9 protein-coding genes are annotated in these 11,947 nt (G+C 59.5%); 2 read left to right on the forward strand and 7 right to left on the reverse strand.

What is annotated here, in order from left to right; translation table 11 throughout:
* Positions 1-41: 41 nt before the first annotated feature.
* The 6 genes from HMPREF2919_RS05350 to leuS form a co-directional block, all read right to left on the reverse strand.
* Positions 42-893, reverse strand: coding sequence for a DUF6318 family protein (locus HMPREF2919_RS05350; RefSeq protein WP_070666675.1), 852 nt, complete (start codon positions 891-893; stop codon positions 42-44).
* Between the two features lie 16 nt (positions 894-909).
* Positions 910-1,500: a DUF6318 family protein gene (locus HMPREF2919_RS05355; protein ID WP_070666679.1), complete on the reverse strand. Its 591-nt coding sequence runs from the start codon at positions 1,498-1,500 to the stop codon at positions 910-912.
* A gap of 431 nt (positions 1,501-1,931) precedes the next feature.
* Positions 1,932-3,155 carry a phosphoglycerate kinase gene (pgk, locus tag HMPREF2919_RS05360; RefSeq protein WP_044150479.1) on the reverse strand — a complete coding sequence of 408 codons (1,224 nt, stop codon included), beginning with the start codon at positions 3,153-3,155 and terminating at the stop codon, positions 1,932-1,934.
* A 342-nt stretch (positions 3,156-3,497) separates the two neighbouring features.
* The gene (gene gap, locus HMPREF2919_RS05365; RefSeq protein ID WP_005506148.1) at positions 3,498-4,502 is read right to left on the reverse strand and encodes a type I glyceraldehyde-3-phosphate dehydrogenase; all 1,005 of its coding nucleotides are present in this window, start codon (positions 4,500-4,502) and stop codon (positions 3,498-3,500) included.
* A gap of 605 nt (positions 4,503-5,107) precedes the next feature.
* Complete coding sequence (locus HMPREF2919_RS05370; protein ID WP_049349708.1) at positions 5,108-6,166, reverse strand: DegV family protein; 1,059 nt, start codon at positions 6,164-6,166, stop codon at positions 5,108-5,110.
* Positions 6,167-6,344: 178 nt separating this feature from the next.
* Entirely contained in the window at positions 6,345-8,786 is a 2,442-nt protein-coding gene (gene leuS, locus HMPREF2919_RS05375; protein WP_193389291.1) for a leucine--tRNA ligase, read from the reverse strand.
* A 287-nt stretch (positions 8,787-9,073) separates the two neighbouring features.
* On the opposite strand from leuS, the gene HMPREF2919_RS05380 reads away from it, so the two are divergent.
* Positions 9,074-10,099, forward strand: coding sequence for an alpha/beta fold hydrolase (locus tag HMPREF2919_RS05380; RefSeq protein WP_070666682.1), 1,026 nt, complete (start codon positions 9,074-9,076; stop codon positions 10,097-10,099).
* 24 nt (positions 10,100-10,123) lie between these two features.
* On the forward strand, positions 10,124-11,251 hold the full coding sequence (locus tag HMPREF2919_RS05385; RefSeq protein WP_005506156.1) for a glycosyltransferase family 4 protein: 1,128 nt from the start codon (positions 10,124-10,126) through the stop codon (positions 11,249-11,251).
* 244 nt (positions 11,252-11,495) lie between these two features.
* Here the strand turns inward: HMPREF2919_RS05385 and HMPREF2919_RS05390 are convergent, their stop codons facing one another.
* On the reverse strand, positions 11,496-11,747 hold the full coding sequence (locus tag HMPREF2919_RS05390) for a hypothetical protein (RefSeq protein ID WP_049346313.1): 252 nt from the start codon (positions 11,745-11,747) through the stop codon (positions 11,496-11,498).
* Positions 11,748-11,947 lie beyond the last annotated feature (200 nt).

An 11,947-nucleotide genomic window follows, 5' to 3' on the forward strand; every position in this document is an offset into this window, starting at 1 on the left:
GCAGTACCGAAAGTACTGCCCGGCGGGGGTTTTTAGAGAAACTACAGCTGCCCGAATCCTTGCGGGTAGATCGGCTCGTAGGTGTTGCGGTTGCTGTAGCCGTCGCGGTCAACAACAATCACCCACTGCCCGCGCAGATGCTCCACAGCCAGCGAGAAACGCCCCAGATACTTCAAATATTTGCGAATATCCTGCTTCTCCCCCGTCTCCTTAACATAAAACGCAAGGTCCTTAGCCTTAGTCGTGTACAGGGTGCTCACCAGAATATTTCGGCTCGTATTTTTAGCCTTTTCACCCGCGATAAGATCATCAGCAACATTGGCGCTCAGCACATTCTTATCAGCCGAAATAACCCAACCGCGCTTCTCCCTGTACAGGCGAAGAATTTCGGGGTGCAGCACCTTTTCGGGGTCCGTGACCTTGGAAAGAGGCTCAGTATCGCCCGTGTGGTAGAAGTAATTCATCGACGCAAAGAAGTACGCCAAGAACGCGTACAAGCCGGCGCGGTCGTAGTTATCCATTCCGGGTTGCTGAATAGGGTACGGCACGTTCTGCGCCGCCTGCACCTCGGTGGCAGGAATGAAGCGCCCCTTACGCTCAAACGCCGTATAGACGAGAGGCCCGGAGGAAGGTCCCAAGGTACGGAGCTCATCGTACTTCTCCGTGGGTTCCAGGCGCACAAATTCCTGGTCACGCTTCTTATCGGCCTGGGACTCCGAGCCTGTCCCGTTGAGCAGTTGAGTGCCCCAGCCAAACGCTATCGCGACGAGGGCGGCGCCGGCGAACACGCCAGCTCGTATAAACTTGGCGCGAGAAATCATAGACCTCATGAGCGCTCGTTGCTCGTTGTATCCGGGTCCGCCGTATCCGGGTCCACCAAAGTTATTCGTCATGTTGCTCTCCCCTCCCCTAGCTCAAACTATTTTCTGGGATGAATTGGACGGGCCTCCACTCATTCGTGAATTGTGTGCGTAGAGTCCCGTGTATTGCACCGTCTCGGATCAGGCCGCGCGTATCAAAGTCGGTGATGGGGTACACCTGGTTTGTGTCTTTGCGGTACACCTGAACTTCGGGAAGAATATCGAACCGCACGTTCCATTCCACAATTTTTAGCGTCTCGTCGATGAGGCGCGGCTGCCCTTCCAGAAGGTTCATGGTCAGAACCTTAGAGGCAGGCGTGATGACCCAGCCTTTACCCTCTTCGTAGAGGTCCTGAATGGCGGGGAAGAACATTTCTTCGCTGATATTGTCGATCCTCAGAACTGCCGGTTCGGAGGCGAGAATCATGTAGTTTTGGCAGGCGTAGTAGTAGCCCAGGTAGGGGCGCAGGTTTGACACCTTGTAAGCATTCGGCGTGTACCTCACGCCCGGGGCGGGTGCCGAGTAGGCGGGGTGGTCCCGGTTTGCGGGTGTGTAGGGCCCGATCACGCCATCGGCAACGTACGGGTATGTTCCGGTGTAGTCTTTTTCGTCAAAGAGCATTTGAGCGTTTACGGTCATTCTTTCCCTCCTTGGATTCCATATTTATGAGTTACCGTTTTCACGAGCTGCCGAGGTGGTTCTGGGCTACTCGCGGGCGGCTAAGCTCAATCGCTGGGCTTCTTCGCCCGCCTGTATTCGCTTGCTTGTATTTGTTTGCCTGTGGAGGTGCGTGCGCTCCCTGCTTCGCTCCCCCGCGGTAACCGTATGGGTACCGCCCGGTGAGCGCCGGGAACCTCTATATTTCCAGTCTAGTAAAGCCGCCTCTGTCCCTCCCGGATACAGGCCGCACATCTAGGGAATCCACAGCATATAGCCAGGAAACAGCGTGCGCTACCCCGCCCACGAAAGATCAGCCGGGCATGCAGAAACCCCCGCCGGAACGGTACCAAAATACCGCCCCAGCGGGGGTTCCTTACACTAAAACCGTGTACTAAATCTGTGCACCCAGATTAGGCGCCCAGTGCCTCCAGGCCGGGCAGGGTCTTACCCTCAATGTACTCGAGGGAAGCGCCACCACCGGTGGAGATGTGGCCGAACTGCTCATCCTTGAAGCCCAGGTTACGGACTGCAGAAGCAGAGTCGCCACCACCAATGATGGAGAATGCGTCAGAGTCGACGATAGCCTGTGCCACCGCGCGGGTACCCTCAGCGAAGGGAGCAATCTCGAACACGCCAACGGGGCCGTTCCAGAAGATGGTCTTTGCGCCCTTGATCTTCTCAGCGAAGATTTCGCGGGTCTTGGGGCCAATGTCCAGACCCTCAGCCTCTGCACCAAGCTTACCGCCGGTCAGATCCTCAATGGGGCGGATCTCGGTGTTAGCGTCAGCGGAGAATGCGTCAGACCAAACAACGTCAACTGCGGTGATGATCTCGGTGCCCTTCTCGGGAGCTTCCTTCAGGTAACGCAGAACGTTCTCGACCTGGTCCTTCTCCAGCAGCGACTGACCAACCTCGTAGCCCTGTGCGTATGCGAAGGTGTAGCCCATGCCGCCACCAATGAGGATGGTGTCAGCCTTACCGATCAGGTTGTCAATCACGGCGAGCTTATCGGAAACCTTAGCGCCACCCATGACCACAACGAAGGGACGCTCGGGGTCGTTCAGGGTCTTAGCCAGAACGTCAACTTCCTTCTTCACCAGGTCACCCAGGTATGCGGGCAGACGCTTAGCAACGTCGTAGACGGAAGCGTGCTTGCGGTGAACTGCGCCGAATGCGTCGTTCACGTATGCGCCGTTCTCGCCGGTCAGTGCGACCAGCTCGTCAGCGAACTCGCCGCGCTCTGCGTCATCCTTGGAGGTCTCGCGTGCGTCGTAGCGGACGTTCTCAACGACCAGAACTTCGCCGTCAGCCAGGGCTGCTGCCTTAGCCTTTGCGTCCTCGCCTACCAGGTCGGTTGCAACCTTCACGGGCACGGATGCCAGCTCAGCCAGGCGTGCAGCTGCCGGTGCGATGGAGTACTGGGGGTCAACCTTGCCCTTGGGGCGGCCCAGGTGTGCGGTCACGATAACGCGTGCGCCAGCCTTGGCGAGCTTCTCAATGACGGGCAGGGATGCGCGGACGCGGCCATCGTCGGTGACAACGCCGTCCTTCAGGGGTACGTTCAGGTCGGAACGGACGAGAACGTGGCGGCCTGCGACGCCTTCTTCGAGCAGTTCGGACAGTGCCTTAGCCATAGGAATTCCTCCTGGATAGGTGGGTTTATATACCGTTTCCATCATACCGAACATTAGGGTGAATGACAGCCTAGTAAATAGTTTTTAGATGGTGTTTCTCCGCAGAATATCGCGGATATTCACACTCTCTATCAGCTATTTTCTTACGGTATTTTTGACCCAAAAAGGGCGACGGAAAATAGTATGTTTATACGTTTTTGGGGTTTTATTAAGACCCTTACACAGGGTCTTGGTACAGCAAACCCCGACTCCCCCGCTTGATGCGGTGGTGCCGGGGTTCACTATGCGTTAGTTACGCGGGGTGACGCTTACACTTGATGAGCGTCGCAAGCCTATTGGGGCTTAGAGGGATGCCACAACCTTGTTGGTGAACATCACGAGGCGTGCAACGTAGCCGTACTCGTTGTCGTACCAAGCGATAACCTTCACCTGGTCGCCGATGACCTTGGTCAGCGGTGCGTCGAAGACGGTGGAGATGGGCTCACCCTCGATGTCCTTGGACACGATGGGATCCTCGTTGTACTTGATGATGCCCTTCATGGGGCCCTCAGCTGCTGCCTTGACTGCTGCGTTGACTTCCTCAACGGTGACCTCGCGCTCAGCGGTGAAGGTCAGGTCGGTGATGGAGCCGGTGATGGTGGGAACGCGGACTGCGAAGCCGTCCAGCTTACCCTTCAGCTCGGGCAGAACCAGGCCAACAGCTGCTGCTGCACCGGTGGAGGTGGGGACCATGTTCACAGCTGCTGCGCGTGCACGGCGCAGGTCGCGGTGGGGAGCATCCTGCAGACGCTGGTCAGCGGTGTATGCGTGGATGGTGGTCATCAGACCCTGCTTGATGCCGAATGCGTCGTTCAGGACCTTAGCCATCGGAGCGAGGCAGTTGGTGGTGCAGGATGCGTTGGAGACGATGTGGTGGTTAGCTGCATCGTACTGGTCGTCGTTCACACCCATGACGAAGGTGCCGTCGATGTTCTTACCGGGAGCGGAGAGGATAACCTTCTTAGCGCCAGCCTCGATGTGTGCCTTTGCCTTGCTGCCTTCGGTGAAGAAACCGGTGGACTCGAGGACTACGTCAACGCCCAGGTCCTTCCAGGGGAGGTTCTGGGGGTCACGCTCAGCGAGGATCTTGATTTCCTTGCCGTCAACAACCAGCGCGCCTTCCTTGACCTCAACCTCTGCGTTGAAGCGACCCATGATGGAGTCGTACTTGAGCAGGTGTGCCAGGGTCTCAACATCGGTGAGGTCGTTGATTGCGACGATCTCGAAGCCGACGCCCTCGGTCTGAGCTGCGCGGAAGAAGGTGCGGCCGATGCGGCCGAAGCCGTTGATTGCTACGCGTACAGTCACTGGAGTATCTCCTTGTCAGTGCGTTGGTGGCGGTGTACAAATCCGATGCCTTGTGGGCTCTGGTTTGTCGGATTTGTCCGTGCTCTATGTTGCCCGGTGCGTTCCGCCGTTGTTGGTAACAATCCTACCTTAGTTTGTGTGTGTTTTGGTGTGTTCCATCAAGAAATTTTTGTGAGTTGCGCCATAAAAACCAGCAAAAACCCGTTGTTTTCTGTTGTTTTACGTTGTGTTCGCCCCTAGAAAATGTTGCGATACGGTCAGGGCAACATAAACACACACGAAACACACATTTGCTAAAAACCGCGCCATATCAAGGCAAAATCTGAGGGTAAAAAATACCCTTTCACCTGCGAATGGGTTTCAATGACACCCGATACGCTCGCACACGGTGCAAATTCTCACCCAAAAACAGACGACCCCAAAGTAAGACACACCACAGCCTTAAAGAGGGCTAAATACGCTCCCGGTATACAAAATTGAGCATATTTCGTGTCGCCCGCGGCGCATCATACGAAAACACCGCACAAGAACACTGCACGAGTGCACTCGCAGACACACAACACGGGGTCAGCATGGGCACATCGGAAGGCGGCTAGTGCACGATCCTAATAAACGACCAGCGCCACAGCACCCAAACCCGAATGAGCCGACAGCACCGGCGGTAGCGCGCTCATCAAAAACTCCGGCGCCGAAGAAGCGGCGGCATCATGAACTAGGGAGCTCTCCCCCAGCATCTGCTGAACCTGCTCATACAGCTGCACCGCCTGCGCCGCGTTGCCCACATGATGTACCGCAACCACCTCACCGCGCGGGGTTGCGGCAAGCGAAGAACTAGCGGGGTCGGCGGCAACAGAGCTTACGGAGGCAGAGTTGAGCGCCGCCGCATGCCGATGCTCGCGACAGGCCTGCACCGTCACCTCCACCAGGCGCTCCAGGGCGCGCGCCGCAGTGCGGGGGCGCTCCACATACGCCAGCTTGCCCTCGGTAATCGTGCCAATCGGCTTAATCTGGAACATCTGCCCCACCATCGCCAACGCCGGGGAAACACGGCCACCGCGGCGCAACGCATCCAGGGTCGGGATATAAAAGTAGAGCGTGGACTGCTCGCAGACGGACTGAATGTAGTCCACCAGCTGCCCCGCAGTCGGATAGTCAGGGCTCGGGTAGTCAGGGCTCGGAACAAAATCAGAGGAAGCAGAGTTCAGCATCTCCAGGGCTCGCACCACCGCATGACCGTAGGCACCGGCGACCGTGCGGCTATCCACCACGCTCACGCCCTGAGAACCCAGGCGGCTCAGGCGGGCGCCGGTACGTGCCGCCTCCACCGTACCCGAGAGCTCACCGGACAGATGCACCGATACCACATGCGTAAAACCTCGCGACGCCAACTCGTCATACACATCAGCAAACACGCCCGGCGCGGGCCCGGAAGTGCTCACCGTCTGGCCCATCACGTGCGCAAGCATAATCGCCTCATCCACCTCGGCGGCGGTCAGATCCTGCAGCTGACGATCCGGCTCACCGGGCGTGCGAATAGTCACCGGCATCGGAACCATCACGAAATTGCCGCGAGCGCTCAGGCGTTGCACGAGCTCCGGGTCGAGGGCGGCGGCGCTATCGGTCACCACGGCAATGCGGTTCTCTGCTTTATTCTCTCGCTCCATATTCCGGCCCTTCTTCCGGTTCGTCAGTGCATGATTCGATGACGAACCCTCTCCTAGCGTTCCCTGAACATTATGGCACTCATCACTACCGCAGTACAGCAAAGCCCCGCCGCGCCTCCGGATTCGTTCCGTTGAACGAGCCGAAGCCACAGCGGGGCTTGTACTTTATCTAAGAAGCTTAGATTACGATGTTCACGAGCTTAGGCGCACGCACAATCACCTTGCGGATCTCGGCGTCACCAATCGAACGCTGAACAGCGGCATCCGCCAGAGCCAGCTCCTGAAGCTCCTGCTCGGAAATATCCTTCGCAACCTCCAGGCGAGCCTTGACCTTGCCCTTAATCTGCACGATAGCGGTGACGGTGTCATCCACCAGCAGAGCCGGGTCAACCTCGGGGAAGCCCGCGGTCAGAACCGGGGTGTCGTGGCCGAGAGCGTGCCACATGTCCTCAGCGGTGTAGGGTGCGTACAGAGACAGCAGAATAGCGATAGTCTCAGCAGCCTTACGGACAGCAGGGTCAGCCGCACCAGCACCGGAGTCAATAGCCTTACGGGTAGCGTTCACAAGCTCCATGGTCTTCGCAACAACCACGTTGAACTTGCCGTTCTCCAGCAGGCCCTGAACCTCGTGCACGGTGCGAGCAATCAGCTTCTGCAGCTCCAGGTCACCGGTGGTTGCGTCAACGCCGGGTTCGCTGGTGACGTCCTGAGCCACACGCCATGCGCGAGCCAGGAACTTCTGCGAACCGGACGGGGAAACATCCGCCCAGTCCACGTCATCCTCGGGCGGGGACGCGAAAATCATGGTGGTGCGGATAGCGTCCACACCGAACTTGTCGAGCTGCTCACCCAGGTTCACGCCGTTACCCAGCGACTTGGACATAGCCTTACCGCCGTTGAGCACCTGGCCCTGGTTCATGAGCGCCTTGAACGGCTCATCGTGCTTGATCAGACCCAGGTCGCGAACAACCTTGGTGAAGAAGCGTGCGTACAGCAGGTGCAGAATAGCGTGCTCCACACCGCCAACGTACATGTCGACGGCACCCCACTCGCTCATAGCCTGCGGGTCGAAAGGAGCCTTGTCGTAGTTCGGGGAAACGTAACGCAGGAAGTACCAGGAGGAATCCACGAAGGTGTCCATGGTGTCCGAGTCACGGCGAGCCTGCTTGCCACACTCGGGGCAAGGCACAATCGCCCAGTCATCGGCAGCGGCAAGAGGCGACTGGCCCTTAGGAGCCAGCTGCTCACCGCGCAGGTTATCGGGCAGCAGCACCGGCAGCTGATCCTCAGGAACCAGAACCTCGCCACAATCCTCACAGTGAATCACGGGGATGGGGGTGCCCCAGAAACGCTGGCGGGACAGCAGCCAGTCACGCAGACGGTAAATGACCTTGCCCTCACCGGTGCCGGCAGCCTCAACCAGCTCAATAGCCTTAGCGAGCGCCTCAGCCTTCGGCAGGCCGGTCAGCTCACCGGAGTTGATGAGCACGCCGTCACCAGCTGCGGCAACACCGCTGGTAGCCGGGTCCTCAGCACCCTCAACGTCCAGAACCTTCACGATGGGCAGGTCGAACTTCAGGGCGAACTCGAGGTCACGCTGGTCGTGCGCGGGCACAGCCATAATCGCGCCGGTACCGTAGTCGGCGAGCACGTAGTCAGAAGCCCAGACGGGCAGCTTCGCGCCGGTCAGCGGGTTAATCGCGTAGCGGCCGGTGAACACGCCGGTCTTCTCGCGGTCGGAGGACTGGCGGTCAATGTCGCTCAGTGCCTTAATGTCTTCGCGGTACTGCTCCAGGGCAGCCTTGTGCTCGGGTGCCACGATCTGCTCGGCGAACGCCGCATCCGCAGCAACCACGATGAAGGTTGCGCCGTACAGGGTGTCCGGGCGGGTGGTGAACACGGTGAAGGACTCAGCAGCCTGGTCCTCGGTCGCCTCAATCTCGAAGCGCACCTCAGCGCCCTCGGAGCGACCAATCCAGTTGCGCTGCATGAGCAGAACACGGTCGGGCCACTTGCCCTCCAGCTGCTCCATGTCGTCCAGCAGCTGCTGTGCGTAATCAGTAATCTTGAAGTACCACTGGTTCAGCGACTTCTTAGTCACGGTAGTACCGCAACGCTCACACGCACCGTTGACAACCTGCTCGTTCGCGAGCACGGTCTGGTCCTTGGGGCACCAGTTGACCATAGAGTCCTTACGGTACGCCAGGCCCTTCTTGTAGAACTGCTCGAACAGCCACTGAGTCCACTTGTAGTACTCGGGGTCCGAGGTGTGCAGGCGGCGGCTCCAGTCAACAGCAATAGCGTAACGCTTGAAGGACTCAGCCTGAGTCTCAATGTTCTTGTACGTCCACTCCTTGGGGTGAGTGTCGTTCTTAATGGCTGCGTTCTCAGCGGGCAGGCCGAAGGAGTCCCAGCCAATCGGGTGCAGAACATCATAGCCGCACTGCTTGAAGTAGCGGGCGTTCATGTCACCAATAGCGAATGCCTCCGCGTGACCCATGTGAAGGTCACCGGAGGGGTACGGGAACATATCCAGCACATACTTGCGGCCCTTGGGTGCGTGACCGGTGGGCTGGAAAACCTTCGTTTCGTCCCAGTAGGGGCGCCACTTGGCTTCCATAGCGCGGAAGTCGTACGCATTTTCGTTGCGTTCGGTCTCTACCTGAGCAGACACAGCGATTCCTTAAATAAAGACAGGTTGATAAAAACTTAACCCTCCAAGTGTAGCGCGAAACCAGCACCGCGCCAGAGTTGAGGCCGCCCCGACTACCAAATGGACGGCACCGCCCGCCCTACCACCCGCCCGACCACGATGCGGCAGGCGGGTTTCAGAGCCCTTTCAGGCTTCTCCCCTAGAATTAAGAACGGGACTTTGCCGTCCCAGTACCCAACCCGCGAAAGGTACCCATGACCTCCACCGTTACCCCGGACTCCCCCAACACCTCGATTCTTGAGGGTGTGCCCGGCCCGCTCATTCCCGGCACCCGCCACGACGCCCTCATCGGTGACGGCGCGCAGGCGGTCATGACCCGCTACTGGCAGTACGGCAAAGGCATGAACGACGGAGTCTTTCCCGAAGGCTCCTACCCCGTACTGCTCGTGCACGGCTTCCGCGGCGACCACCACGGTCTCGAAATCATCGCGAACTACCTGCTGAAGCTCATCCCGAACGTCAGCATCATCAGCCCCGATCTGCCCGGCTTCGGCCGCTCCGCAGACCTGCCCGAAAGCACCCTGGGTGAGGACAGCATCGACGCGTACGTGGCGTGGCTGAACGACTTCGTGGAACATATCAACCCCGCCCGCGAGGATGCACGCCCCCTGCCGCTGCACGTGGTCGGCCACTCCTTCGGTTCCATCGTCACCAGCGCCTTCGCCGCCGCACACCCGAACTCGCTCGCGTTGCTTTCCCTTATCAACCCCATTAGCGAACCCGCCCTTGAAGGTAGCCAGCGCGTCGCCTCGCGTCTTGCCTCCCTCTACTACCGCACCGGCGCGGCACTACCCGAAAAAATCGGCTACCCGCTACTGCGTTCACAGCTGATTACCCGCGCCTCCAGCGAAGTCATGATGCGCACCAAAGACAAAGCAATGCGCCGCTTCATCAACGGCCAGCACGCCGCCTACTTCGGCTCCTTCGGCTCCCGCCGCGGAGTGCTCAGCGCCTACGAAGCGTCCATTACGCACACCGCCGCCGAATACGCCGCCGCCATCCGAGTACCCGTGCAGATGCTCGTTGCTGAAGACGACGACCTGGGCACCCCCGAAACAGCTCGCGCCATGTACGCGACGCTGACCTCCCGCGACCTACCCGCTACTTCGACCGGTGCCCGCGAGCGCCTGGACATGATCCCCGAAGTCGGGCACCTCATCCACTACGAAACCCCTCGCCGCGCCGCGGAACTCATCGCCGATTTCGCCGCCGACCACTAAGGGAACGAGAAGTAAGGAACCAACATGAAACTCATGGTTGACGCCCGATACACCCGTATCGGCTTCCACGACGGCATCAGCCGCTACACTGCGTCCCTGCTGGGCGCACTCAAAACCCTCATCGACACCGGTGACGAAGCCGCCGCCGACCTCGACCTGACCATGATCATTAGTGACGAGCGTCAGCTGGACATGCTGCCCGACCTGCCGCACGTGAAGATCTGCTCGCCCACCGGCCCCCTCGAACCGACCGCCTCACTGCAGTTGAACAAGTACGCGCCGGATGTGGTGTTCTCCCCCATGCAGACCATCGGCTCCACCGGACGCAAGTTCAAGCTGATCCTCACCCTGCACGACCTCATCTACTACTCGCACCCGACCCCGCCCGGGTTCCTGCCCGCACCGGTGCGCGTGGGCTGGCGGCTCTTCCACAAGACCTACACCCCGCAGCGTTTTCTGCTCAATCACGGCGACGCGGTCGTGACGGTTTCTGAGTCGACCGCCTCGCTGATTCGTGAGCACGAGCTGACCACCAAGCCGCTGTTCGTGGTGCCCAACGCCCCGCAGCCCGGCAGCGTCGTCTCCCGCCAGACCGCGCTGGAACGCGCCACCACCCGCGAAGAGCAGCCCGTCAAGCACCTGGTGTACATGGGTTCGTTCATGCCGTACAAGAACGTAGAAACCTTGCTGCTGGCGATGCGTTCCCTGCCGGATTACCGCCTGCACCTGCTCTCAAAGATGCCGCCGCAGCGCCTGGTGCAGCTCACCGACGAGCGCCTCATCGGCGAGAACGTGGAGGTGCACAACGGCGTGAGCGACGAGGAGTACCAGCAGCTACTCCGCCAGGCGCACGCCCTGGTCACTGCCTCCCGCGAGGAGGGTTACGGCCTGCCCGTGGTCGAGGCGCAGGCGGCAGGTTGCCCCGCGGTGATTAGTGACATCCCGATTTTCCGTGAAATCGCACCGCACGCCGTGTTCGCGCCGGTTGACGGTGCCCCGGAGGCGCACGCCGCCGATTGGGTGAAGGCTATCCGATCCCTGGAGGACACCGCCGTTCGCGAGCGCGTGATCATTGACGGCCTGTCGGATGTGCGCCGCTACTCCTGGCGCGACTCGGCACTCAAACTGCTGGAGGTCGTGCGCGGGCTCTAGAGCCTGCGTTGGGCAAAGAAATGCCGCCGCACTCCCCCGAAACTCGGGAGGGTGCGGCGGCTTTCTCATATTTAGTTTGTGGTTGCCGGGCGGCACATGCGGCGTACAGCAAACGATGTGCAGCGGCGGTTCGCTACACACTTCCTCCGCGCCTACGCAGGGAACCCGCCCTCGCAGAGCTCGGGCACCCTGAGGGCGCATCCGGAAGGTGCAGCCTCACCGCACCACACCGGAGCAGAAATCCTTAGACCGTAGCAAAGCTACCGGTACGAGCCGCTTCCTTCGCAGCCAGCTCATCCGCATGACCGTACGCGTAGAAAATCTTCGCGTCATCCAGCTCAGCAAAACGAGCCAGGTAGCGGCACACCGCACCACGCTGAGCCTTCGTCATCGAGGACAGCAGCACAGGGTCCGGGTGAGTAATGCCGTTGTCGCGGCTCGGTGCCGAACTACCGAACTCGGGCTCGTAATCAGAGGTGATATTGGTGAAACTCATCGGTGAGTACCTTTCCTTAGGGCGTTTCTTAGGGCAGCGCCGCAACAATGCAGACGCTACCGGAGGCAACACCGCGAAAAGAACCTACGGAGATCACCAGAAGTCTCTTCGCAGTAGTGGTTGTGATATCTCTAAACTACCCAAGAGTCTTTCAATATGCAAGAGCATACACTCTGATAGATGGACTCCTTCAAGTTATT

This window comes from Rothia sp. HMSC068E02 (assembly GCF_001813565.1).
Taxonomy (GTDB): domain Bacteria; phylum Actinomycetota; class Actinomycetes; order Actinomycetales; family Micrococcaceae; genus Rothia.

Excerpts from the sequence above, each read along its gene's own strand:
- HMPREF2919_RS05350 (WP_070666675.1), bottom strand. The coding sequence starts at position 893 with ATGACGAATAACTTTGGTGGACCCGGATACGGCGGACCCGGATACAAC.
- HMPREF2919_RS05355 (WP_070666679.1), bottom strand. The coding sequence starts at position 1,500 with ATGACCGTAAACGCTCAAATGCTCTTTGACGAAAAAGACTACACCGGA.
- pgk (WP_044150479.1), bottom strand. The coding sequence starts at position 3,155 with ATGGCTAAGGCACTGTCCGAACTGCTCGAAGAAGGCGTCGCAGGCCGC.
- HMPREF2919_RS05370 (WP_049349708.1), bottom strand. The coding sequence starts at position 6,166 with ATGGAGCGAGAGAATAAAGCAGAGAACCGCATTGCCGTGGTGACCGAT.
- leuS (WP_193389291.1), bottom strand. The coding sequence starts at position 8,786 with ATGGAAGCCAAGTGGCGCCCCTACTGGGACGAAACGAAGGTTTTCCAG.
- HMPREF2919_RS05380 (WP_070666682.1), top strand. The coding sequence starts at position 9,074 with ATGACCTCCACCGTTACCCCGGACTCCCCCAACACCTCGATTCTTGAG.
- HMPREF2919_RS05385 (WP_005506156.1), top strand. The coding sequence starts at position 10,124 with ATGAAACTCATGGTTGACGCCCGATACACCCGTATCGGCTTCCACGAC.
- HMPREF2919_RS05390 (WP_049346313.1), bottom strand. The coding sequence starts at position 11,747 with ATGAGTTTCACCAATATCACCTCTGATTACGAGCCCGAGTTCGGTAGT.